The organism is Pseudoalteromonas sp. AOP31-A2-14, from assembly GCF_052378035.1.
Lineage (GTDB): Bacteria > Pseudomonadota > Gammaproteobacteria > Enterobacterales > Alteromonadaceae > Pseudoalteromonas.
In genome coordinates this window covers 1,963,613-1,988,941 of record NZ_JBQSXI010000001.1, presented here as the reverse complement: position 1 = coordinate 1,988,941, position 25,329 = coordinate 1,963,613, and the positions used below count along the sequence as shown (strand labels likewise).

Here is a 25,329-nt window from a genome sequence, read left to right as displayed (position 1 = left end):
TAACTGATAATAAACAGACAAAAATCATACCTAATTATACCTGCTAAGTTAAGTTTACGTGGGTGTTTTAATAAAAATAAGTAGATTGGCTTTAAGGATAATAAATGAATACAGTGACAATAGATGAAAGTGCATTAGAAAGTATGGAGTCATTACTAGGTGAACAGTTTAGTGACACATTAGTTTTTTGTTGTGCTGAGTTTGAACGTCTTGGTGGGGAAGTATTAGCTACTATTCATAATGATGTTCAAGCAGCAACACGCCATGCACATAGTTTAAAGTCAAACGCGGCACAGTTTGGTGCCACGAGTTTATCTGAAGTTGCCCGCGAAATTGAGCAGAGCTTAAACAATGCTGATGTAGTTAATGCTATTGCTGTATCCAAACAGTTGGATGGACAAGTTTCGGGTTCAAAAATAAAACTAAATGATTGGCTGTAATCACGCTAATAATGAAATAAATTCAGTTTCAATGGCTTAAATCCATAGGCATTTTAGGGTAATCTAACTGCTCACTAGTAGAGGTAAAAATGTCAGAAATAAAAAAGAGTCAAAAACTAGATGGCGTTTGCTATGACATTCGCGGGCCTGTGTTAGCACAAGCGCGTAAAATGGAAGATGAAGGTCAAAATATTCTTAAGTTAAATATCGGTAATCCAGCTGCTTTTGGTTTTGATATGCCAGAAGATATGCACCGTGATATTATTCGTAATTTATACTCAGCTCAGGGCTACTGTGACTCTAAAGGCCTCTACTCAGCCCGTGTAGCTATTTATCAGCATTACCAACAACGCGGATTGTACAACTTAGACGTTGATAATATTTATATCGGTAATGGCGTAAGTGAGCTTATTCAAATGACCACTCAAGCATTATTAAATAATGATGATGAAGTGCTTATTCCTGCTCCTGATTATCCGCTTTGGACGGCCTCGGTTAAATTAGCAGGCGGCAATCCGGTACATTACCTGTGCGATGAAGAGCAAGATTGGTTTCCAGATATTGCTGATATCCGCAGTAAAATCACTTCAAAAACAAAAGCTCTGGTACTTATAAACCCGAATAACCCGACGGGGGCAGTGTACTCTGATGATTTATTGCAGCAATTGATTGATATTGCTCGCGAACATAAACTCTTACTGTTAAGTGATGAAATTTACGAAAAAATTCTTTATGACGGTATAAGCCACAGCTCGATCGGCGCACTGTGTGATGATGTGCCTATTATTACTTTTAACGGCCTTGCAAAAACTTATCGAGCAGCAGGTCTTAGAATGGGTTGGATGGTGCTTAGTGGTCGAACATCGTTAATGGATGACTTAATTCGTGGTTTAGACATACTGGCTTCTATGCGCTTATGTGCCAATGTACCCGCACAATATGCAATTCAACAAGCGTTGGGCGGCGTACAATCTATCGATAGTTTAATTGACCCCGGTGGACGTTTATATGTGCAGCGCGATATTGCATGGCGAGGTTTAAATGCAATTGATGGTATTTCCTGTAAAAAGCCAAAAGGCGCATTGTATGCGTTTGCTAAAGTAGACACTGAGCGCTTTAATATTAAAAGTGATGAGCGAATGATTTTGGACTTACTTAAAGCTGAAAAGATTTTATTGGTTCATGGCCGCGCGTTTAATTGGCCAAACCCAGATCATTTCAGGTTAGTGTTTTTACCTAATAAAGATGACCTTACCAGTGCGGTTGATAAAATGCAGCGTTTCTTCAGCGATTATAAGCAAAGCTAAAACTAAGCGACTATAAAAATATAAAAGCCCGTGTTATTAACACGCTTGAATTCAAGTATTAAGTGCAATCATTATGCAGCCACCAGAACTTCTGATTGCCCCGTAAATAATTCATGAGGGGTTTTATACCCTCTTGTTTTTCTTGGCCGATGGTTGAGCTTATCAACTGCCGCCTGTATCTCTGCTTCACTTAGCGCCATAAAGTCAGTTCCCTTGGGGAAGAAGCGTCTAAGTAAGCCGTTGGTATTCTCATTTATGCCCCGCTCCCATGATGAATAGGGATGAGCGAAATACACATCAGCTTCTAATTTTTGTGCAACATGCTCATGGTGAGCAAACTCTTTTCCATTATCTAACGTCACGGTAATAACCTTACCTTTATATGGTGTCATACACGTGATCAGCGCATCGGCTGTTATTTTCGCATGCTTGCTTTCAATTCTGTGAACGACTGTATATAACGTTTTACGTTCAACCATTGTGACAAGCGCATTTTTACGCCCTTTACCTATCACTGTATCGCCCTCCCAATCACCAATCCTAGACTTTGAATCCACAATACTTGGGCGTTCATCAATGCTGACTCGATTAACTATCTGTCCACGTTTATCATAGCTTCCATAGCGTTTTTTATACTTTTTACATGCACGAGTGAGTGTCTTATGTAGCTTGCCACCACGAGCCTTGTCTCTGTAAATATATTGATAAATTGTTTCATGATGTAAAACGACCTGTTTCTCTAAAGCTAAGCGGCCTGCCACTTGCTCAGGGGAAAGTCCGTCATGCAACAATTTATTAATCCAGTGAGTGACGTCCTCTGTTAACTTACTTGCTTTGAAAGATGACTTACGTCTTTGTTCAGCAAAGTTATTGGCTTGGTTAGGCCGATAGCCTTTAAGTCCTTTATTGCGTTTTAGCTCTCTAGAAATAGATGACGGTGAACGAGTTAGTTCTTCAGCTATCTGCTTTTGGTTATTTCCTGCTTTTATTAACGCGTAAATCTGGTATCTTTCTTCTTGTGTCAGCTGTTTATATTTCATTAAAGCAATTTCCTTTGGCGAGAAAATGGCCGAATTATAACAGCTGGCCATCTAATCTGAGAAATTGCACTTATTATCCGAATTTAGGACGGGCTTTTTGTAAGTACTTTTAATTAATCTTTAAATAAGGCTAATAAACTTACCACCACCTTGATGAACTTTGTTTTGCTCATCAAGGTATTGTTGTAACCGGGAAAATAACCTAGTAGGGCGGTAGCATTCATTTCAGACTTTCCCGTCGCGGTTTAAAGCGCTTCTTGACAAGGACGACTTGACCCCACTTCTAACCTGGCTTTGAGTTTTTCTATGGCGGTATTAGAGTTATAGACCGAGCAACGATGAATAGCTTCTTTGTTTCCCGCGATTTCGTATAAGCTACGATGAAAATCAAACTGTAGAATATGCGCTAAAAATAATGTGTATAAGGGGGCTTCTACACCTTGGTACTTCTCACTTGAATCCCAGCACGCTTGATTTTAGTTTTCAGGCGCTACTTGATCAGAAAACTTTCCAACGCCATTGATCTTTTAATAAACCAAATGAAATAAACGTAACTTTATCGAATGTCTTAATATTAAGCTTCTGTATGGAACGTGGAATTGTGCATATTAAGGTGACTAGCATATATTGAGCCGTTTTAATTATGAGCAAAGATAGCTTTACACTGAGATTGTATTTATACAGGGATAGGTCATAATTAAATTATCAATATTTACCAGAAACGTGAAGGATAGTATCTATGTCAGTGTTTATTCTACTAGTGGTTGTTGTGGTAGTGGTTATTTTTGCGGTGAAAGATATCCGTATGAACCTTATCACTCGACCTGCATTTAAAATGTTTAAAAAGGTACTCCCGCCGCTTTCGCAAACAGAGCGAGAAGCAATGGAAGCTGGTGATGTATGGTGGGATGGTGAATTATTTAGTGGTAATCCAGACTGGCAACAATTACATAAATACCCAAAACCTGAACTAAGTGACAAAGAGCGAGCTTTTTTAGATGAGCAAGTGGTGCGATTACTTAGTATGCTTGACGACTACCAAATTGTTCAAAAAGATAAAGACTTACCAAAAGAGGTTTGGGATTACTTAAAAGTGGAAGGCTTTTTTGCGCTGATCATCCCTGAAAAATTTGGTGGACGAGAGTTTTCAGCTATTGCTAACTCAACCATAGTAGCAAAAATTGCTACTAAAAGCTTAACTGCTGCGGTAACTGTAATGGTACCCAATAGTTTAGGACCTGGAGAACTCCTTTTACATTATGGTACAAAAGAGCAACAACAGCGCTGGTTACCAAGCCTTGCTAAGGGGGATGATGTTCCCTGTTTTGCTCTCACCGGTCCAGAGGCGGGTTCTGATGCCGGCAGCATTCCTGATTCAGGGGTGGTCTGTAAAGGCGAGTTTAATGGTGAACAAGTGATAGGGCTTAGGCTTAATTGGTCAAAGCGCTATATAACACTGGCGCCGGTTGCAACAGTGCTTGGTTTAGCTTTTAAAATGTATGACCCTGATGGTTTATTGGGCGATGATAAAGAGCTGGGCATTACCTGTGCACTTATTCCTACCGACCACCCTGGTGTTGAAACAGGTGAACGTCATTATCCACTGAATATGGCTTTTATGAATGGCACCACTTATGGCGAAGATGTATTTATTCCTATTGATTGGATCATTGGCGAGGAGCAAGGCGCTGGTCGTGGTTGGCGTATGCTGGTTGAATGTTTAAGTGCTGGGCGTGGAATTTCTTTACCTGCATTAAGCAGTGCAACAGGACATTTAGCAGCGCGTATGACGTCAGCTTATGCGATGGTCCGTCAACAGTTTGGTTTATCAATCGGTCATTTTGAGGGAGTGCAAGAATCATTAGCCCGTATAGGCGGGTTAACGTATGCACTGGAGTCTTGTCGTTTGATGACTGCAGGGGCTATAGATTTAAAATTAAGCCCGTCGGTGGTAACTGCAATAGCAAAATATCACATGACCGAAATGGGGCGTACAGTGATGAATGATGCGATGGATATTCATTCAGGCAAAGGAATTCAGGTTGGGCCAAATAACTACCTTGCGCATGGCTATATGGGTATACCTGTGTCAATTACTGTTGAAGGGGCGAATATTCTTACCCGTAATTTGATGATATTTGGTCAAGGCGCGACACGCTGCCATCCATTTGTACTTAAAGAAATGGATGCCGCGGCGATGGAAGATGGTGATTTAGCGCTGAAAGAATTTGATTCACTGTTAATGGAGCATATTTTATTTGCTGCCACGAATGCGGGTATGGCATTCACTCATGGTTTAACTCGAAGTGTTTTTGCATCATCACCAGTATCTGGCGAAACAGCTAATTACTATAAGCAACTAGGGCGTATGAGCCGAGGCCTTGCTTTCACTACCGATGTTGCCATGTTGGTATTAGGTGGAGAGCTAAAACGAAAAGAAATGATTTCAGCTCGCTTAGGTGATGTATTAAGTCATTTGTACTTAGCATCAACTGTTTTAAAGCGTTATGAAGATGAAGGACGTCAGCAAGCGGATTTACCTTTTGTTAAATATGCTGTTGAGCATTCATTGTTTGAAATAGGCCAAGCGTTTGATGGGTTCTTTAAAAATTTCTCGAACCCGGTCGTTAATTTTATACTCAAACGCATAGTGTTCCCGGTTGGAAACCATTACCACAGCCCAAGTGATGATATTGCAAAAACAATGTGTGATCACATGACTAAACCCGGTGTGTTTCGTAACCGCTTAACGCACTTATGCCATGTAGATGATAATGCCGGTACAGGCATTATGGAAAACGCGTTTATTGCCATGGAAGAAACCCGTGAGCAATTTAAACAACTTAAAAAGTGGCAACGTGCAGGTAAATTGGAACACAATTTAAATATTGAAGATGCAATTATTTCTGCTGCCTCTAATGAGCTAATTGATGATGCAACGGCTAAGCAAATGCAAGCGGCTAATGAGTTACGAAAAAAGGCGATAGCCGTCGATAACTTTAAAGAAGGTGAGTTGTAGCATTCTCTTATTAAGAATAAACCTAAAAGGCCTTGTAGATAGCAAGGCCTTTTTTAGGTATATAGAATTCAGCGTTTAACGGGGGATTGGTTGAACAGCGATTTACATTGCTTTTAATAAGGGAAAAAGATAGCTATTCTTTTAATATACCAACTGCCTTTTTTGCGGATCATTTTAACGCTGCGCATGTCATCCACTTTATTACCCATTAAATTGGCCGGTAAAAATCAGATTAATATCGACTTCTTCGCCATATTGCTCACGTAAACTCATATTTACCACATTGTCATATTGCATGTTAACTAAGTTACGGACGAACTGGTTAGGTGTGCCGTATGACTTCATTATTCTTGCCATTTTAGGGAGCCATAGTGCTAGCTTTTTCAAGACCTTGTTGGTTATAAAGAATATCAAAAAATAGCGCAGCGCTGTTATCAGGCGTATTACTCTCACCTTGTGGTGTTTTTAAGTCACCACAAGCGTTAAGCAATTAAAAAAGGGTGGCTTAGCCACCCTTTTTTAATTATAAAGAAATGGTTGTTTATTGAACCATTTCTTTTTCACTGAATTCTTCAGCAAACATTGGGCTTGAAAGGTAGCGCTCTGTAGCACTTGGTAAGATAACCACAATATTTTTATTCGCATTTTCAGGTTTTTCAGCAATACGTTTAGCTGCAACAACCGCAGCACCAGAAGAAATACCTACTAAGATACCTTCATGTTTCATTAATTGATGTGCCATATCAATAGCATCTTCATTTGAAACTAATTCAGCGCCATCAATTACTTCTAAATCGAGGTTACCTGGAATAAAGCCTGCACCAATACCTTGTATTTTATGAGGGCCGGGCTTAATTTCTTCACCGGCTAGTGTTTGGCTAATAACGGGTGAGTTTGTTGGCTCAACCGCAATTGCTTTAACATCTAAGCCTTTTTCAAGTTTTAAATAGCGGCTAACACCTGTTATTGTACCGCCGGTTCCTACACCCGCTACAAAAAAGTCAACTTTTCCGTCAGTGGCTGAAAAAATTTCTGGGCCTGTAGTTTCAAAATGAATCTTAGGATTAGCTGGGTTTTCAAACTGCTGTAGTAAGATAAACTTTCCAGGTTCACTGGCTTGAATTTCTTTAGCTTTTTCTATGGCGCCATTCATACCTTTTGCACCATCTGTAAGTACTAAGTTAGCACCAAGTGCTTTTAATAGCTTACGGCGCTCAAGACTCATAGTATTAGGCATCGTTAGTGTTAGTTTATAACCTCGAGAAGCGGCAACAAATGCCAGTGCTATACCTGTATTCCCAGAAGTTGGCTCGATTAGCTCTTTATCTTTAGTTAATAAACCTGACTCTTCAGCTTCCCAGATCATTGAGGCACCGATACGGCATTTTACACTGAAGCTTGGGTTGCGTGATTCTACTTTAGCAAAAACATTTCCACCTGTTACGCGATTAAGTTTAACTAGGGGGGTGTTACCAATACTTAGTGAGTTATCTTCAAAAATTGTAGACATAGAATGTTCCCTTAGGTGTAATTTGTTCAAACGGGACTGATTTTTAAAATCAGTATTTAATAAGCACACTTTACTGCTGATTGAAAAAAATTAAAGTAAAGTTTGGCTATAAGATATATTTATTCGACTATTGCTTACGATCCGCTGATATTTTGCGCAAACAAACCGTTGTTGAGCGGTTTTGTAACACATGCAGATTAAAACATGGTAAAACTTACTTATTGTAATAGTGAAGTGATCGTTATGAACTTAATTTTAAAATTAATAGCCGGTATTGTTGCGGGTATTTTAGTTGGTCTTTATGTGCCGCTAACAGGTGTTGAGCTGCTCTACACGGTAAAAGAAATTATCGGACAGCTGCTTACCTTTACTATCCCCCTTATTATTTTATTTTTTATTGCTTCAGGTATTGCTGGGTTACCTAAAGGCTCAAACCATTTATTGGGTAAAACGGTCGGCTTTGCCTATGGCTCTACAATTATCGCGGGTACATTAGCTTTTATGCTTGTTAGCGCAATTATTCCACTATTTGATGGTGGATTAACATTCAATGCAGAAGTAGCGACACCGTTAAGTAATTTGATTAATTTAAAAATCCCTCCTTTAATGGATGTTATGACTGCACTTGCAAGTGCATTTATATTTGGTATTGGGATAAGCCAATTACAGCTAGAGACACTTAAAAAAGTATCTGACCAAGGGCGAGATATAATTGATGCCTTACTTGCAAAGGTAATTATTCCTGCTTTACCATTTTATATTGCCGGTGTATTTGCTGAAATGACTGTTGCAGGTACTGTATTTGAGACACTACAAACATTCGGTGTTGTGCTCGTTGCTGCACTTGTTATGCACTGGTTATGGCTAAGTGTGCTTTATATTAGTACGGGCGTATTATTAAAACGTAACCCGATTGAATTAATTAAAAACATGCTTCCAGCCTATTTTACTGCACTAGGTACTATGTCGAGCGCCGCAACGATTCCTATTTCATTACGTGCCAGTAAAGCTAATGATGTCCAAGAAGATGTCGCTAATTTTAGCGTACCTTTGTGTGCAACTATTCATTTGTCGGGTTCAACAATCACTATTGTTACTTGTGCCATGGCAGTAATGTTTTTATCACCGAGTATGGATGTTCCTTCATTGGTAGATATGTTGCCATTTATTATGATGTTAGGAGTGGTTATGATTGCAGCCCCTGGAGCACCAGGCGGGGCGGTCATGTCTGCTTTGGGTCTATTAACCAGTATGCTCGGCTTTAACGACAGTGCCGTTGCACTGATGATTGCACTTTACCTTGCGCAAGATAGTTTTGGTACTGCCTGTAATGTTACAGGTGATGGTGTGATTGCTTTATGGGTTGATCGCTTTAGCAAAAAAGCAGATTCATAAATTAGTTGAAAGCATTCATAATAGAGTTATCGTTTTATCTTTTCTATGCTAATGTTGCTGCATTAAGTTGTTGCCAAAGCAGATATTTGGTTTTTTGAGGGTGTACCATTGATTAATGTACTTTTAGTTGATGATCATGAGCTTGTTCGTACAGGTATTAAACGAATTTTAGATGATATTCGTGGTTTTAAAGTGATTGGTGAAGCTAAAACAGGTGAAGAAGCCGTACAATTTTGTCGTCAACACTCTCCCGATATTGTGTTAATGGATATGAATATGCCTGGCATTGGTGGACTTGAGGCCACAAAGAAAATTTGTCGCTATTGCCCAGATGTTAAAATCATCGTGCTGACGGTTAACTGCGAAGATCCATTCCCAAGTAAAGTAATGCAAATTGGTGCGCATGGCTTTTTAACTAAAGGTGCTGGTTCTGACGAAATGGTTAACGCTATTCGTGCTGTTAATGCTGGTCAACGTTATATTGCTCCTGAAATAGCTCAGCAGATAGCGTTAGCTCAAATCACCGGACGCACTGATGAAAATCCTTTTCAAAGCCTTTCAGAACGTGAATTACAAATTATGTTAATGATCACTAAAGGTGAAAAAGCGCAGAATATCGCAGAACGTTTAAACTTGAGCTCTAAAACTGTCAACAGTTATCGTTATCGTATGTTTGAAAAGCTTAATGTTGGGGGGGATGTAGAGCTAACGCACTTAGCTATCCGCCACAAGATGATCGATATAGAAAGTTCGCACTAACTAGCCCTATGGCAGAGTTTGATTCAGCGCATTTTTTAAAAACGCTTTCAAGTGAACCCGGTGTTTACCGGATGCTTGATAGTGAGAGCCAAGTTATTTATGTGGGTAAAGCTAAAAACTTAAAGAAACGCGTTGCCAGCTATTTTCGCGGCAATATCACAGACAGTAAAACTCGCGTTTTAGTAAGTAATATTGAAGCTATAGAAGTCACACTTACTAATACCGAAACAGAAGCGTTGCTGCTTGAAAATAACCTCATTAAAAAATATAAGCCGCGCTATAACATTTTGTTGCGTGATGATAAGTCCTATCCGTATATTTTATTAACGGCTCACAAACACCCTAGACTTTCATTTCATCGGGGGAGTCGAAAAACTAAAGGTGAGTATTTTGGACCATTCCCAAGTGCGGGAGCGGTGTCTGAAAGCTTACGCTTAATGCAAAAGATTTTTCCTGTACGCCAATGCGAAGATGCTTACTATCGCGCCCGTAGTCGGCCTTGTTTACAATATCAATTAAAACGTTGTTCAGCACCGTGTGTAAATAAAGTGACGGACGAGGCGTATTCTGAGCAAGTTGATTATGTACGTAAATTTTTAATGGGTAAGTCTCAGGAAGTAATTTCTGACTTAATTACGAAAATGGAAGACGCGAGCAATGCTTTGCAGTTTGAAGCCGCGGCTAAAGTGCGTGATCAAATAATGTTACTGCGTAAAATGCAAGAACAGCAGTCTATATCAGGTAGTCACGCCGAAATGGATGTTGTCGGTTTTGCACATTTAAACGGCTTAAACGCGATTCATTTATTAATGATCCGTGACCATAAAGTACTGGGCAGCAAAACGTATTTTCCTAAAGTTCCTAAAGACTCCTCTGAGCAAGAGATTCTTACTTCCTTTTTGGGACAGTATTATTTAGCCACCGGCGCAACAGGACGAATAGCCAAAGAGGTTATTTTACCTTTTGAGACAAATGAAAATGAAGTGCTAAGTGCTGCACTCTCGTCTATTTCTGAGCGAAAAGTTAGTTTAAAAGTGGTTACTCGGGGTGAGCGAGCGCAATATCTCAAACTGGCCACTAAAAATGCACTAAACAGTATCAATGTGAAACAAAGCGCGCAGGATTCAATTAATAAACGTTATGCGCAATTAAAAGAAACACTTCGTCTTGATGATATCAATCGTATGGAATGTTTTGATATCAGCCATACAATGGGAGAAAACACGGTTGCAAGTTGTGTAGTGTTTGATTCTCAAGGGCCTAGTAATAAAGAGTATCGGCGTTATAATGTTACAGGCATCACTGGTGGCGATGATTATGCTGCAATGGAATTTGCGCTTAATAAACGCTATAACAAATTAGTAGATGAAGAAAAAATCCCTGATGTTATTTTTATTGATGGTGGTAAAGGGCAGTTAGGTAGAGCAGAGCAATATTTTGAAACTTGGTCGCATACTAAAGTACCTTTGTTAGTAGGTGTTGCAAAAGGCACAAGCAGGAAGCCAGGCCTAGAAACGTTATTAATTGATGGTGGCCGTAAAACAATTCCACTTGATTCTGATGCGCCAGCGCTGCACTTAATTCAACATATTCGTGATGAGTCACACCGTTTTGCAATAGCAGGACATCGTAATAAACGCCAAAAACAGCGCACACAATCACTATTAGAAGAAATCGGTGGCGTAGGACAAAAACGTCGACAAGTATTATTAAAATATTTAGGGGGCATGCAAGGGGTAAAAGCTGCTAATATAAAACAACTGAAACAAGTTCCTGGGATCAGCCCTGATATGGCTGAGAAGATATTTAATCATTTGCATGACAAGGCGTAGTCCTTCATGCGAATATAAAAAAAGACATCTCCAAGTAGTTATGTGGAATATTCCAAACACACTCACAACCTTTAGACTTTTTCTTATCCCCATTTTTTTGGTGATATTTTATTTGCCTTACTCATGGGCTTTTTTTGTTGCGGCTTTTGTTTTTTTGTTCGCCTCAATAACCGACATTCTTGATGGTTACCTTGCACGTAGGCTTGATCAATCAACACCGTTTGGCGCGTTTTTAGATCCTGTTGCCGATAAGGTAATGGTATGTGCTGCATTGGTTGCTTTATCTAGTTATTATCAATCTTTGTATATGACTATTCCAGCGTTGGTGATTATCAGCCGTGAAATTGTTATTTCTGCACTTCGTGAATGGATGGCAGGACAAGGCAAGCGCGATAATGTTGCTGTATCGAATATGGGCAAAACAAAAACCGCAGCGCAAATGCTCGCTATCATTGGTTTGATCTGGCAATTTGATAGTTGGATGGTTTATTTAAGCTATGCATTACTTTATATAGCAACCTTTTTAACCTTAAGCTCAATGCTACAATATTTGTTCGCTGCATGGGGGGAACTGACTAAAAATTAACGTAAATGTCTAATAACAGACCGTTTTAGATAAAAAATAAGCAAACAGTCCAAAACTAGCATTTTTTGTATTGACGCGTTTAATAATCTCTGTAGAATGCGTCCGTGTTGAGAGGGCACAGCCCCAAGATGATTGATGTATGCGGCACTAGCTCAGTTGGTAGAGCGCGACCTTGCCAAGGTCGAGGTCACGAGTTCGAGCCTCGTGTGCCGCTCCAAGTTATCTAAGGTTACCCCGACATTGGGGCGGAATGGCAGAGTGGCCATGCACCGGATTGCAAATCCGTCTACCTCGGTTCGACTCCGGGTTCCGCCTCCATTTCAACGCTCCACATGCTTTAAATAGCAAACTCGATGCCCGAGTGGTGGAATTGGTAGACACAAGGGATTTAAAATCCCTCGCTCAACAGGGCGTGCCGGTTCAAGTCCGGCCTCGGGCACCACTTTGTGGTTTTATTACATTGCCAATGTGTAATATATAATAAATAATATAACTTTGTTATGTTTAGAATTAATATGATGCGGCACTAGCTCAGTTGGTAGAGCGCGACCTTGCCAAGGTCGAGGTCACGAGTTCGAGCCTCGTGTGCCGCTCCATATTAGTTTTATCCACTTGCTTTTAGTAGCAAACTCGATGCCCGAGTGGTGGAATTGGTAGACACAAGGGATTTAAAATCCCTCGCTCAACAGGGCGTGCCGGTTCAAGTCCGGCCTCGGGCACCAATATATGGATGTTGCATAACTAAAGTGCAATTCAAACTTATAAGTTAATTTTTAGTATTTGCGGCACTAGCTCAGTTGGTAGAGCGCGACCTTGCCAAGGTCGAGGTCACGAGTTCGAGCCTCGTGTGCCGCTCCAATTATTTGGAATTATTAAGGCGGAATGGCAGAGTGGCCATGCACCGGATTGCAAATCCGTCTACCTCGGTTCGACTCCGGGTTCCGCCTCCATTTAATTGCTCCACATGCTCATAGAGCAGCCCGATGCCCGGGTGGTGGAATTGGTAGACACAAGGGATTTAAAATCCCTCGCTCAACAGGGCGTGCCGGTTCAAGTCCGGCTCCGGGCACCACTTTTTACTTCCGTTATGTAAATAATACCCATATTCATATCCGCATACATTATACTAATATCATTTCGTATCTGAGCACTATAATGAAAATTTAAATAAGGTATTAGCCAATGGGGACTGTATAATCGCCTGTTTGGCCATTTTGCATGTATTAATACCCATTGCAATGGTTGCCTCTTCAATCTTGAATTCAAGTATTAAGTGCAATCATTATGCAGCCACCAGAACTTCTGATTGCCCCGTAAATAATTCATGAGGGGTTTTATACCCTCTTGTTTTTCTTGGCCGATGGTTGAGCTTATCAACTGCCGCCTGTATCTCTGCTTCACTTAGCGCCATAAAGTCAGTTCCCTTGGGGAAGAAGCGTCTAAGTAAGCCGTTGGTATTCTCATTTATGCCCCGCTCCCATGATGAATAGGGATGAGCGAAATACACATCAGCTTCTAATTTTTGTGCAACATGCTCATGGTGAGCAAACTCTTTTCCATTATCTAACGTCACGGTAATAACCTTACCTTTATATGGTGTCATACACGTGATCAGCGCATCGGCTGTTATTTTCGCATGCTTGCTTTCAATTCTGTGAACGACTGTATATAACGTTTTACGTTCAACCATTGTGACAAGCGCATTTTTACGCCCTTTACCTATCACTGTATCGCCCTCCCAATCACCAATCCTAGACTTTGAATCCACAATACTTGGGCGTTCATCAATGCTGACTCGATTAACTATCTGTCCACGTTTATCATAGCTTCCATAGCGTTTTTTATACTTTTTACATGCACGAGTGAGTGTCTTATGTAGCTTGCCACCACGAGCCTTGTCTCTGTAAATATATTGATAAATTGTTTCATGATGTAAAACGACCTGTTTCTCTAAAGCTAAGCGGCCTGCCACTTGCTCAGGGGAAAGTCCGTCATGCAACAATTTATTAATCCAGTGAGTGACGTCCTCTGTTAACTTACTTGCTTTGAAAGATGACTTACGTCTTTGTTCAGCAAAGTTATTGGCTTGGTTAGGCCGATAGCCTTTAAGTCCTTTATTGCGTTTTAGCTCTCTAGAAATAGATGACGGTGAACGAGTTAGTTCTTCAGCTATCTGCTTTTGGTTATTTCCTGCTTTTATTAACGCGTAAATCTGGTATCTTTCTTCTTGTGTCAGCTGTTTATATTTCATTAAAGCAATTTCCTTTGGCGAGAAAATGGCCGAATTATAACAGCTGGCCATCTAATCTGAGAAATTGCACTTATTATCCGAATTTAGGAATTAATAATTCATTGAAAGTAGAAGAAATTAGTCGACTCAGCACCTAAGTAAGGCATATGATAAATAATGCCCACCATAAATAATTACCTGTTAAGAGCTAAATAAACCTTAACGATATAGCAAAAAGAACAGCTACAAGCTGTATTATCAGAGCGTTTTACATCAGTGTAAGTAAATATTGTTAAGCAATTACGCATTAGCAAGTATAAGATAAAAATTAATAGATCAACTATAAATATATCCGATTTTGAACCGCGTATACTAACACCTTGCTAAGTATGTTTTAGGACTTATAGATAAACTGAGCCTTAAATCAAAATGTAACCAATTAAAAAGGTACCGACGTGTTCGCCGATACCTTTTCAGTTTAAGTGGTTACCACGCGCTAGGATCCACTTCTTTTGAAAGTTTAGGGTGTTTACTTTTATCAAAGGTTGGTACTAATCCTTGCTTGCGTTGATTGTTATAATCTTTTGCTAGCCAGACCACGACCCCTGACAACATAAATAAAGCAATGATATTTATGATAGCCATAAATCCCATAGATACATTCGCTAATGTCCATACGACTTTTACTTTTGCTAAAGCACCAAACATAACCATAGCTAATACTAAAAACCTGAATATTAATAGTCCTGTTTTATCATCGTGTTTTAGAAATAATAAATTTGACTCCGCGTAGGAATAATTAGCGACTATAGAGGTGAAAGCGAAGAATAAAATTGCAATAGCAATAAAAATCGCCCCACCTTGGCCGATATGTTCTACTAATGCTGCTTGTGTGAGTGCGATACTGGTTAACCCAGAGCCAGGGACAAGTTGTTGGGATAATAGGATTAGCGCCGCTGTGGCAGTACAAATAACCATTGTATCTACAAATACACCTAGCATTTGTACATAACCCTGTGAGGCAGGGTGAGGCGGGTTCGGTGTAGCCGTGGCAGCCGCATTCGCTGCACTACCCATACCAGCTTCGTTTGAAAATAATCCTCTTTTGATTCCTTCGATTAATGCTTGGCCAACAGCGTAGCCTAATGCACCTGCACCTACTTGGGTTATACCCAATGCGCTATCGATGATCTGCATAAATACTGACGGTAACTTGTCATAATTGATTACACATACATATAGTGCAACTAGTAAGTAGACAAGTGCCATAAAGGGCACGACTAATTCAGCAAATCTAGAGATAGTTTTAATCCCACCGAATATAATCAGACTCGTTGTAGTAACTAGTATGATACCGACAACATAATCTGGTACGCCAAAGGCCACGTTAAAGGCAACAGCGATTGAATTTGCTTGCACTGCATTAAAAATTAGTCCGAAAGCTAAGATTAAACATAATGAAAACGCAATACCCATCCACCGTTTACCAAGACCATACTGCATATAATAAGCGGGACCACCACGAAAATTCCCATGGCTATCCCTTTTTTTGTAAGCTTGAGCGAGCGTGCTTTCGGCAAAACTCGTCGCCATGCCGATCAAAGCAATAAGCCACATCCAAAATATTGCCCCTGGCCCCCCTAAATATAAAGCTAATGCTACCCCGGCCATGTTACCTGTACCTACTCGAGCAGCTAAGGATGTACAAAAAGCTTGGAAAGAGGTTATTCCATCTTGTGAACCTCCACGACTTTTAAGCATAACCTTTATCATATGAGGGAATTGCAGTATTTGAATGAAACCTAACCGTAATGTAAAAAATATACCTGCACCAATAAGAAGGTATATTAAGACAGTCCCCCAAATGAATACATCTAGATCATTTATGGATCTAATAGAGGGTAGGGGAGTCGTTAAGATGTTATTGAGTATATAGCCTACGTCGAACATAGCGTTTACCTAAAAGCTGATTTTTATTTCGGCCCGGAATCTACCATAGGTATACTCAATAGTTTAGTTTAAAAGAAAATATCCTACAGTTGTGCACAGGCTTCTGTGGGTAAGTTGTGTTTATGTGGTGTGTATGGGTGTATATGTTTGCGGTATAAAATATATGGCAATTTATTTTAAAAAACGCTTGCGTAAAAATCTGTCCTCCCTATAATGCGACCCCACTGACACGGCAGAGCAGGCAACACTTAAGTTGCAAGCACCAAGTCAGTGAGTCGAGTAAAACTTGAGTTTAGATTTTTTAGAAAGTTTAAAATTAAGTGTTGACAAAAAAATAGGAAAGCGTAATATGCGCAGCCCTAGCGAGGTAAAGCAATGCGCTTTAATCGCAACGTTCTTTAACAATATAAAGCAATCATCTGTGTGGGCACTCGTACAGATTGAGTTCTAACAGCCGAGCTTAGTTCGCTAAGTAAGGCAAAAAATTTAGAGTCTCAATTGAAACTGAGTGACCAACGGAATAAATTTATTTATTCAGCACAGTCAATTCAATATCGAAAGATATTAAATAAATTCAGAATTCATTGAGCTGTTCTTCGGAACATAAAAACTTTTAATTGAAGAGTTTGATCATGGCTCAGATTGAACGCTGGCGGCAGGCCTAACACATGCAAGTCGAGCGGTAACATTTCTAGCTTGCTAGAAGATGACGAGCGGCGGACGGGTGAGTAATGCTTGGGAACATGCCTTGAGGTGGGGGACAACAGTTGGAAACGACTGCTAATACCGCATAATGTCTACGGACCAAAGAGGGCTTCGGCTCTCGCCTTTAGATTGGCCCAAGTGGGATTAGCTAGTTGGTGAGGTAATGGCTCACCAAGGCAACGATCCCTAGCTGGTTTGAGAGGATGATCAGCCACACTGGGACTGAGACACGGCCCAGACTCCTACGGGAGGCAGCAGTGGGGAATATTGCACAATGGGCGCAAGCCTGATGCAGCCATGCCGCGTGTGTGAAGAAGGCCTTCGGGTTGTAAAGCACTTTCAGTCAGGAGGAAAGGTTAGTCGTTAATACCGGCTAGCTGTGACGTTACTGACAGAAGAAGCACCGGCTAACTCCGTGCCAGCAGCCGCGGTAATACGGAGGGTGCGAGCGTTAATCGGAATTACTGGGCGTAAAGCGTACGCAGGCGGTTTGTTAAGCGAGATGTGAAAGCCCCGGGCTCAACCTGGGAACTGCATTTCGAACTGGCAAACTAGAGTGTGATAGAGGGTGGTAGAATTTCAGGTGTAGCGGTGAAATGCGTAGATATCTGAAGGAATACCGATGGCGAAGGCAGCCACCTGGGTCAACACTGACGCTCATGTACGAAAGCGTGGGGAGCAAACAGGATTAGATACCCTGGTAGTCCACGCCGTAAACGATGTCTACTAGAAGCTCGGAACTTCGGTTTTGTTTTTCAAAGCTAACGCATTAAGTAGACCGCCTGGGGAGTACGGCCGCAAGGTTAAAACTCAAATGAATTGACGGGGGCCCGCACAAGCGGTGGAGCATGTGGTTTAATTCGATGCAACGCGAAGAACCTTACCTACACTTGACATACAGAGAACTTACTAGAGATAGTTTGGTGCCTTCGGGAGCTCTGATACAGGTGCTGCATGGCTGTCGTCAGCTCGTGTTGTGAGATGTTGGGTTAAGTCCCGCAACGAGCGCAACCCCTATCCTTAGTTGCTAGCAGGTAATGCTGAGAACTCTAAGGAGACTGCCGGTGATAAACCGGAGGAAGGTGGGGACGACGTCAAGTCATCATGGCCCTTACGTGTAGGGCTACACACGTGCTACAATGGCGCATACAGAGTGCTGCGAACCTGCGAAGGTAAGCGAATCACTTAAAGTGCGTCGTAGTCCGGATTGGAGTCTGCAACTCGACTCCATGAAGTCGGAATCGCTAGTAATCGCGTATCAGAATGACGCGGTGAATACGTTCCCGGGCCTTGTACACACCGCCCGTCACACCATGGGAGTGGGTTGCTCCAGAAGTAGATAGTCTAACCCTCGGGAGGACGTTTACCACGGAGTGATTCATGACTGGGGTGAAGTCGTAACAAGGTAGCCCTAGGGGAACCTGGGGCTGGATCACCTCCTTATACGATTTAGAACTTATTTGTTCGTAGTGTCCACACAGATGATTGTTAGTTAGTTTTACTCTTTGGGTTAACTAATTAATATGCTCTTTAAAAATTTGGAAAAGCTGATAATAAAATTCTGATAGATACGTTGTATTTATCAAGAGTTTTCAAAAGTAAAAAAGAATGATAGCAGTATCATTCAGTGCCATTTAATCACTCTTTGAGTTGATTAATTGGTATCTACTTTAGTATTCAATATTAACTTCTGGCGAAGTTAAACTGTCACAAAACAAAGACCCGTTTGGGTTGTATGGTTAAGTGACTAAGCGTACACGGTGGATGCCTTGGCAGTTGGAGGCGATGAAGGACGTATTAACTTGCGATAAGCTTAGTCAAGCTAGTAAAAAGCACTTGAGACTAAGATTTCCGAATGGGGAAACCCACCTGCTTGCAGGTATCGTTAACTGAATACATAGGTTAACGAGGCGAACGCGGAGAACTGAAACATCTAAGTACCCGTAGGAAAAGAAATCAACCGAGATTCCGGAAGTAGCGGCGAGCGAAACCGGAACAGCCCTTAAGCTTTTGTTGTGTTAATGGAAGGCGCTGGAAAGCGCCACGATACAGGGTGATAGTCCCGTACATGAAAATGCAATTTAAGTGAAATCGAGTAGGTCGGAGCACGTGAAACTTTGACTGAATATAGGTGGACCATCATCTAAGGCTAAATACTCCCAACTGACCGATAGTGAACCAGTACCGTGAGGGAAAGGCGAAAAGAACCCCTGTGAGGGGAGTGAAATAGAACCTGAAACCGTGTACGTACAAGCAGTAGGAGCCTACTTGTTAGGTGACTGCGTACCTTTTGTATAATGGGTCAGCGACTTATATTTTGTAGCGAGGTTAACCGAATAGGGTAGCCGTAGGGAAACCGAGTCTTAACTGGGCGATGAGTTGCAAGGTATAGACCCGAAACCCGGTGATCTAGCCATGGGCAGGTTGAAGATTGAGTAACATCAATTGGAGGACCGAACCCACTAACGTTGAAAAGTTAGGGGATGACCTGTGGTTAGGAGTGAAAGGCTAATCAAACCGGGAGATAGCTGGTTCTCCCCGAAATCTATTTAGGTAGAGCCTCGGACGAATACTTACGGGGGTAGAGCACTGTTAAGGCTAGGGGGTCATCCCGACTTACCAACCCTTTGCAAACTCCGAATACCGTAAAGTACTATCCGGGAGACACACGGCGGGTGCTAACGTCCGTCGTGAAGAGGGAAACAACCCAGACCGCCAGCTAAGGTCCCAAAGTCATAGTTAAGTGGGAAACGATGTGGAAAGGCACAGACAGCCAGGAGGTTGGCTTAGAAGCAGCCATCCTTTAAAGAAAGCGTAATAGCTCACTGGTCGAGTCGGTCTGCGCGGAAGATGTAACGGGGCTAAACTATGCACCGAAGCTGCGGATTCATCTTAGGATGAGTGGTAGGGGAGCGTTCTGTAAGCGGTTGAAGGTGTGCCGGGAGGCATGCTGGACGTATCAGAAGTGCGAATGCTGACATGAGTAACGATAATGCGGGTGAAAAACCCGCACGCCGGAAGACCAAGGGTTCCTATCCCATGTTAATCAGGGTAGGGTAAGTCGACTCCTAAGGCGAGGCCGAAAGGCGTAGTCGATGGGAAACGGATTAATATTTCCGTACTTGGTATAATTGCGATGGGGGGACGGAGCAGGCTAAGCAAGCATGGCGATGGTTGTCCATGTGAAAGTGAGTAGGTTAGTGACTTAGGTAAATCCGGGTTACTGTTAGACTGAGACACGAGACGAGCCACTAAGGTGGTGAAGTTGTTGATGCCATACTTCCAGGAAAAGCCTCTAAGCTTCAGATTATACCGAATCGTACCCCAAACCGACACAGGTGGTCAGGTAGAGAATACTAAGGCGCTTGAGAGAACTCGGGTGAAGGAACTAGGCAAAATCGTACCGTAACTTCGGGAGAAGGTACGCTCCGATGGGTGACGGGATTTACTCCCTGAGCTAATTGGAGCCGCAGTGACCAGGTGGCTGGGACTGTTTATTAAAAACACAGCACTGTGCAAAATCGCAAGATGACGTATACGGTGTGACACCTGCCCGGTGCCGGAAGGTTAATTGATGGGGTTATCCTTAGGGAGAAGCTCTTGATCGAAGCCCCGGTAAACGGCGGCCGTAACTATAACGGTCCTAAGGTAGCGAAATTCCTTGTCGGGTAAGTTCCGACCTGCACGAATGGTGTAACCATGGCCACGCTGTCTCCACCCGAGACTCAGTGAAATTGAAATCGCAGTGAAGATGCTGTGTACCCGCGGCTAGACGGAAAGACCCCGTGAACCTTTACTACAGCTTGGCACTGAACATTGAACCTACATGTGTAGGATAGGTGGGAGACTTTGAAGCAGAGACGCTAGTTTTTGTGGAGTCAACCTTGAAATACCACCCTTGTAGTTTTGATGTTCTAACGTCGGTCCCTGAATCGGGATTACGGACAGTGTCTGGTGGGTAGTTTGACTGGGGCGGTCTCCTCCTAAAGAGTAACGGAGGAGCACGAAGGTTGGCTAAGTACGGTCGGACATCGTACGGTTAGTGTAATGGTAGAAGCCAGCTTAACTGCGAGACAGACACGTCGAGCAGGTACGAAAGTAGGTCATAGTGATCCGGTGGTTCTGAATGGAAGGGCCATCGCTCAACGGATAAAAGGTACTCCGGGGATAACAGGCTGATACCGCCCAAGAGTTCATATCGACGGCGGTGTTTGGCACCTCGATGTCGGCTCATCACATCCTGGGGCTGAAGTCGGTCCCAAGGGTATGGCTGTTCGCCATTTAAAGTGGTACGCGAGCTGGGTTTAGAACGTCGTGAGACAGTTCGGTCCCTATCTGCCGTGGGCGTTTGAGAATTGAGAGGGGTTGCTCCTAGTACGAGAGGACCGGAGTGAACGAACCGCTGGTGTTCGGGTTGTCATGCCAATGGCATTGCCCGGTAGCTACGTTCGGAACTGATAAGCGCTGAAAGCATCTAAGCGCGAAGCAGGCCTCGAGATGATTTCTCACTAGACTTTTAAAGTCTCTGAAGGGCCGTTGAAGACTACAACGTTGATAGGCAAGATGTGGAAGCATGGTGACATGTTAAGCTAACTTGTACTAATTACCCGTGAGGCTTAACCATACAACGCCAAACGCGTTTTGTGTGATAGTTTAAGACAGAAGTTAATAACTAAAGTAGATATTACGAAGAAAGACTTAAAAAATATTATCAGATATTTTCCAAATTCAGTTAATTTATAGCGATACGAATTAACGCCCCAATTTGCTTGGTGACAATAGCGTTTTGGACCCACCTGACTCCATGCCGAACTCAGTAGTGAAACGAAACAGCGCCGATGATAGTGTAGCATTTGTTATGCGAAAGTAGGACATTACCAGGCTTCAAATTAAAGAAAGCCCGGCTCATTGAGTCGGGCTTTTTTACGTCTGGAATAAAGTAAAAATACCAAGCCAATACCCCAAGCCAAGACTCCGTACCGAACTCAGTAGTAAACCGAAACAGCCTTAAGCGAGACTCATGGAAGGTCTTTCGTGCCAAATTATTTATTTGGCTCATGAGCCATGTAGATACTCTTTTCGCGGCTAAAGCACGCTGCTACGTCTAATTATATATTCTAGTAGGAGGTGCAAGAGACGTAATATGTTGTGATTATTGCTGATTGATATAGTTTACATGAAAATAAAAAATATTATAAAGGTTTGTTTTTGTGGAATATATTATTTGAATATATAGCTTTGATCTGATAAGTTCACACTTCCTTAATTATTTATTTATAATTTATCTATTTGATGTAATTTAAAATTTACTGAGTATGCTTATTTTAGCAGTATAAAATATTCATTTATCACCAGTGTAGATAGATAAAGTATGTGTTGGAGTTTTGATGAAACAAAAAAATGTGAATAAAACAATAATAGCAACACAAGTAGCGTTACTATTGGGTGGTAGCTTTTCTCTAACTGCTATGGCAAATGATGTCGAACAAGTAGCTAAAAAGCCAACCTCAGCTGAAGTTGAAGAGACGCAAGCGGACACAAAAGAAGAAGTTGAAGTGATACAAGTTACCGGTATCCGTGGCTCTTTACGTGATAACTTAAATAATAAACGCTTTTCAAATGCTGTTGTTGATTCAATTAACACAGAAGATATTGCGAAAAATCCAGATAGGAATATGGCAGAAGCATTGCAGCGTGTCCCTGGTGTTCAGATTAGCAATGAGTTTGGTGAGGGTTCACAAGTTTCAATTCGTGGTACTGCACCACAATTTACCAACACACTTTTAAATGGTCAGTCTTTAGAATCTGCGGCTTCGTTACCGCTTAGAGAAGAAACCAGTGCGTTTGACTTTTCTTCGATGTCTGCAGACCAAATTTCAAAAATAGAAGTGTTCAAATCTCCACAAGCAAATCTACCAGCAGGTGGGATTGGTGGTACTGTTATTCTACACACTAAAAAACCATTAGAACGCGAAGATAACTCAGGCTTTTTAAAGGTTGAAGCTAATTATAATGATGCATATGAAAAAACATCGCCGCAGGTAAGTGGCCTTTATAATTGGGTTAATGAAGGGCAGAACTTTGGCGCTTCACTTAATTTAAGCTACCAAGAGGTTAATACTCAACGTGATGGCAATGAAGCTTTAGGTGGCTGGTATGGCTATTATCGTAATGATAAGCCAAACCAGATAGCTAACTCTGTCGATGGTTCTCCTGCATATAGTCTAGATGCTGATACTTATGAAAAACCGGGCGCACATTGGGGAATACCAAATTCAGCTCGTTTTTTTCGTGATAAAAAACGTCTAAATGGTACTGTTGCATTTCAATATCAACCAACTGATCAGTTAAACTTAAATTTAGACTATACTTATAATTATACTGACAATAGTAATGAAAACCATTCATTGTATATGCGTAATTACTACCTTTCACGCTGGGCTTATGTAACTAAAGCACCTGGTTTTGATGTTGACCGCGAACAAGATTTATTACTTAATGCACAAGGTAATGTTAACGACATTTATGATGTAAGTGGCAATACTGGGCCACTATCTAACTTAATGCAGATGGAGTTTCAAGATCGTGATGGCAGCGATGCATCAAACGATCAGCTTAACTTTACTGCTGATTATCAGTTTGATGAAGTTTTTGTTAAATTTCAGGTGGGTCGTTCAACATCAGAATCGTTCGTATCTGATTTTGGTACGCATTATAGCTTAAACTTTCAAGAGGGTGTAGATACAGGCCTTGATGATGTTGGTGTTTATTATGGTTATGATACAGCAGCTAATAAACCTTCATGGGGTGTTACAGGCGGTGCTGATAATTGGCTTGCTGAACCGACATCAGAAATGTATTTGACGAACTTTTTTAAGCGCGATCAGTATCGTGAAAATAATGAAAACTACTTCCAAGGTGACTTAGAGTGGGAGCTTGATAATAATTATATCAGTTCGATTGAAAGTGGCTTTAAAATCCGTAAAAAAGAAAGTAATAATCATCGCTTTTTAGCCAATTCGAGTCGTGAAGATGACCAGCGTATTATTGCCGGAGAAATGGCAGGCGGTACGATTGACGGTGTCCGCGAGAGCGTTGACGCTTTCCCACAATCGTTTTTTGATATTGATAAAGGTCTGCGTGACGATATTTGGAATAATGATCATTTATTAGTTAATGATTTAGATGATTGTGCTGTGTTACTTAGTGAAAGCTCGGCTGGACAGAGTGGTTGTCGCACTGGTTTTCAAGAAGAGTTTGGCGAGTTTTACGATCAACAAAGTGATATAAATGAAGCTTATATCATGGCGAATATCTCTGCTGGTAAATTACGCGGTAACGTCGGTGTACGTTTTGTTGATACGGATCGTACGTCATTAACTTACCAAACTGCAGGGGAAGATTCTAATGGTGATGTTATTTGGCAAACAGTGACCACCAACTCCGATTCTCAAGATGTGCTACCGAGCATCAATTTAAGTTACGACTTAACAAGCGGGTTTGTAGTACGAACTGCTGCATCTAAAGTAATTGATCATCCGACACTTTCACAACTTCGTGATAGTTATAGTATTACAAGCAATTATGATAGTAATGGCGATATAATAGCAGAGCAAGATTTGCAGCGTGTTGGGTCTATAGGTAACCCTGATCTTGCTTCATATGAAGCGAATCAATTTGAAGTTGGCTTTGAGTGGTATTTTACTGACGCTTCCCTATTTGGTGTTACCGCATTTTATAAAGACCTTAAAAATATTATCCGTAGCCAGTCATTTATTCAGGACTTAACGGGTGAAGACTACTACACTACTGATGGTCAACTAGCGGTTGGCGAATATGCAATTAACTCTAACTATAATGTTGGAGAGCAGCAAATAAACGGTTATGAAGTACAGTTACAGCACGACTTTGGTAACGGCTTTGGTATACAAGGTAATTATACGTTTATCAATGTGCCAGATGAAGAATTTACATCGCAAGATTATACAGCTATCACTGAGCAAGATGCAGAAGGTAACACTATTGTAACGGGTTATGAAACTGATGACTTTTACACCCAAAATGTACGCTCAGAGGGTAACTCTAAACATACGGGTAATGCGCAAGTGTATTATGAAAATGAGAGATTTTCAGCTCGCTTAGCGTATAACTACCGTTCAGAGTATTTTGATGGACCAAGTTCACAGTCAGATTTAGTTGTCGATGACAGACAAACTATTGATATGAAAATGACATATCAAATTACTGAAGATGTGATGTCGACTTTCTCTATTACAAATTTACTTGATGAAGAGCAAGAGTACTATTTCATTCGCCAACAAATCGAAGTACCAGAAGGTGGTATTTTAGATGGGCAAGATGTGTATTACACGCAGCGAAAAGAAAAAGTTGCTGGTAGTCATTACACCACAGGGCGTAATATTTACTTAGGTCTTAACTGGACATTTTAATAACGTCTAGAGCATAAAACATTTACTTGAAGACCACTTATTCGTAAGTGGTTTTTTTATGAATTAATTTTGCTTTGTGTGGGCCTTTGAATTAGGATCAAATTAG

At 41.3% G+C, this 25,329-nt stretch carries 12 protein-coding genes, 8 tRNA genes, 3 rRNA genes and 2 pseudogenes; 19 read left to right on the top strand and 6 right to left on the bottom strand.

What is annotated here, in order from left to right; genetic code table 11:
* Nucleotides 1–104 precede the first annotated feature (104 nt).
* Nucleotides 105–440, top strand: coding sequence for an Hpt domain-containing protein (locus ACT3S9_RS09135; RefSeq protein WP_441835178.1), 336 nt, complete (start codon nucleotides 105–107; stop codon nucleotides 438–440).
* Between the two features lie 89 nt (nucleotides 441–529).
* The gene (locus tag ACT3S9_RS09130) at nucleotides 530–1,747 is read left to right on the top strand and encodes a pyridoxal phosphate-dependent aminotransferase (protein WP_441835179.1); all 1,218 of its coding nucleotides are present in this window, start codon (nucleotides 530–532) and stop codon (nucleotides 1,745–1,747) included.
* 71 nt (nucleotides 1,748–1,818) lie between these two features.
* Here the strand turns inward: ACT3S9_RS09130 and ACT3S9_RS09125 are convergent, their stop codons facing one another.
* Both ACT3S9_RS09125 and ACT3S9_RS09120 read right to left on the bottom strand, forming a co-directional pair.
* The gene (locus tag ACT3S9_RS09125) at nucleotides 1,819–2,787 is read right to left on the bottom strand and encodes an IS30 family transposase (RefSeq protein WP_086959932.1); all 969 of its coding nucleotides are present in this window, start codon (nucleotides 2,785–2,787) and stop codon (nucleotides 1,819–1,821) included.
* Nucleotides 2,788–2,907: 120 nt separating this feature from the next.
* Nucleotides 2,908–3,405, bottom strand: a pseudogene (locus ACT3S9_RS09120) (M2 family metallopeptidase); the annotation flags it as partial.
* 121 nt (nucleotides 3,406–3,526) lie between these two features.
* Here ACT3S9_RS09120 and ACT3S9_RS09115 point away from each other — a divergent pair.
* Nucleotides 3,527–5,806: an acyl-CoA dehydrogenase gene (locus tag ACT3S9_RS09115; RefSeq protein WP_441835180.1), complete on the top strand. Its 2,280-nt coding sequence runs from the start codon at nucleotides 3,527–3,529 to the stop codon at nucleotides 5,804–5,806.
* Nucleotides 5,807–5,919: 113 nt separating this feature from the next.
* On the opposite strand, the pseudogene ACT3S9_RS09110 reads toward ACT3S9_RS09115, so the two are convergent.
* Together ACT3S9_RS09110 and cysK are read right to left on the bottom strand one after the other, a co-directional pair.
* Nucleotides 5,920–6,296 (bottom strand): annotated as a pseudogene (locus tag ACT3S9_RS09110) (hypothetical protein).
* A gap of 51 nt (nucleotides 6,297–6,347) precedes the next feature.
* The gene (gene cysK, locus ACT3S9_RS09105; RefSeq protein WP_441835181.1) at nucleotides 6,348–7,316 is read right to left on the bottom strand and encodes a cysteine synthase A; all 969 of its coding nucleotides are present in this window, start codon (nucleotides 7,314–7,316) and stop codon (nucleotides 6,348–6,350) included.
* 243 nt (nucleotides 7,317–7,559) lie between these two features.
* Between cysK and ACT3S9_RS09100 the strand changes: the two genes are divergently transcribed.
* The 12 genes from ACT3S9_RS09100 (at nucleotide 7,560) to ACT3S9_RS09045 (ending at nucleotide 12,960) form a co-directional block, all read left to right on the top strand.
* Nucleotides 7,560–8,711, top strand: a complete 1,152-nt coding sequence (locus tag ACT3S9_RS09100) for a dicarboxylate/amino acid:cation symporter (RefSeq protein WP_441835182.1) — start codon at nucleotides 7,560–7,562, stop codon at nucleotides 8,709–8,711.
* Between the two features lie 108 nt (nucleotides 8,712–8,819).
* The gene (uvrY, locus tag ACT3S9_RS09095; protein WP_441835183.1) at nucleotides 8,820–9,470 is read left to right on the top strand and encodes a UvrY/SirA/GacA family response regulator transcription factor; all 651 of its coding nucleotides are present in this window, start codon (nucleotides 8,820–8,822) and stop codon (nucleotides 9,468–9,470) included.
* Nucleotides 9,471–9,478: 8 nt separating this feature from the next.
* Nucleotides 9,479–11,302 carry an excinuclease ABC subunit UvrC gene (gene uvrC, locus ACT3S9_RS09090; protein ID WP_441835184.1) on the top strand — a complete coding sequence of 608 codons (1,824 nt, stop codon included), beginning with the start codon at nucleotides 9,479–9,481 and terminating at the stop codon, nucleotides 11,300–11,302.
* 40 nt (nucleotides 11,303–11,342) lie between these two features.
* Nucleotides 11,343–11,888 (top strand): CDP-diacylglycerol--glycerol-3-phosphate 3-phosphatidyltransferase, encoded by a 546-nt coding sequence (gene pgsA / locus ACT3S9_RS09085; protein ID WP_441833781.1) that lies wholly within the window; start codon nucleotides 11,343–11,345, stop codon nucleotides 11,886–11,888.
* 141 nt (nucleotides 11,889–12,029) lie between these two features.
* Nucleotides 12,030–12,105 (top strand) — tRNA-Gly (locus ACT3S9_RS09080).
* 27 nt (nucleotides 12,106–12,132) lie between these two features.
* Nucleotides 12,133–12,206, top strand: a tRNA-Cys gene (locus ACT3S9_RS09075).
* 37 nt (nucleotides 12,207–12,243) lie between these two features.
* Nucleotides 12,244–12,330, top strand: a tRNA-Leu gene (locus ACT3S9_RS09070).
* Between the two features lie 78 nt (nucleotides 12,331–12,408).
* Nucleotides 12,409–12,484, top strand: a tRNA-Gly gene (locus ACT3S9_RS09065).
* Nucleotides 12,485–12,523: 39 nt separating this feature from the next.
* A tRNA-Leu gene (locus ACT3S9_RS09060) sits at nucleotides 12,524–12,610 on the top strand.
* 60 nt (nucleotides 12,611–12,670) lie between these two features.
* Nucleotides 12,671–12,746 (top strand) — tRNA-Gly (locus ACT3S9_RS09055).
* Nucleotides 12,747–12,764: 18 nt separating this feature from the next.
* Nucleotides 12,765–12,838, top strand: a tRNA-Cys gene (locus tag ACT3S9_RS09050).
* Nucleotides 12,839–12,873: 35 nt separating this feature from the next.
* A tRNA-Leu gene (locus tag ACT3S9_RS09045) sits at nucleotides 12,874–12,960 on the top strand.
* 210 nt (nucleotides 12,961–13,170) lie between these two features.
* Here the strand turns inward: ACT3S9_RS09045 and ACT3S9_RS09040 are convergent.
* Entirely contained in the window at nucleotides 13,171–14,139 is a 969-nt protein-coding gene (locus tag ACT3S9_RS09040) for an IS30 family transposase (RefSeq protein WP_086959932.1), read from the bottom strand.
* A 465-nt stretch (nucleotides 14,140–14,604) separates the two neighbouring features.
* The gene (locus ACT3S9_RS09035; protein WP_444750896.1) at nucleotides 14,605–16,068 is read right to left on the bottom strand and encodes an alanine/glycine:cation symporter family protein; all 1,464 of its coding nucleotides are present in this window, start codon (nucleotides 16,066–16,068) and stop codon (nucleotides 14,605–14,607) included.
* A 614-nt stretch (nucleotides 16,069–16,682) separates the two neighbouring features.
* Between ACT3S9_RS09035 and ACT3S9_RS09030 the strand changes: the two genes are divergently transcribed.
* The 4 genes from ACT3S9_RS09030 to ACT3S9_RS09015 all read left to right on the top strand — a co-directional run bounded on the left by ACT3S9_RS09030 (nucleotide 16,683) and on the right by ACT3S9_RS09015 (nucleotide 25,223).
* Nucleotides 16,683–18,216 (top strand): 16S ribosomal RNA (locus ACT3S9_RS09030).
* Nucleotides 18,217–18,510: 294 nt separating this feature from the next.
* A 23S ribosomal RNA gene (locus tag ACT3S9_RS09025) occupies nucleotides 18,511–21,397 on the top strand.
* Nucleotides 21,398–21,541: 144 nt separating this feature from the next.
* Nucleotides 21,542–21,656: ribosomal RNA gene (gene rrf / locus ACT3S9_RS09020) — 5S ribosomal RNA — on the top strand.
* The 16S, 23S and 5S rRNA genes sit together here, the layout of an rRNA operon.
* A 504-nt stretch (nucleotides 21,657–22,160) precedes the next feature.
* Nucleotides 22,161–25,223: a TonB-dependent receptor gene (locus tag ACT3S9_RS09015; RefSeq protein ID WP_441835415.1), complete on the top strand. Its 3,063-nt coding sequence runs from the start codon at nucleotides 22,161–22,163 to the stop codon at nucleotides 25,221–25,223.
* The last annotated feature ends 106 nt before the right edge of the window (nucleotides 25,224–25,329 follow it).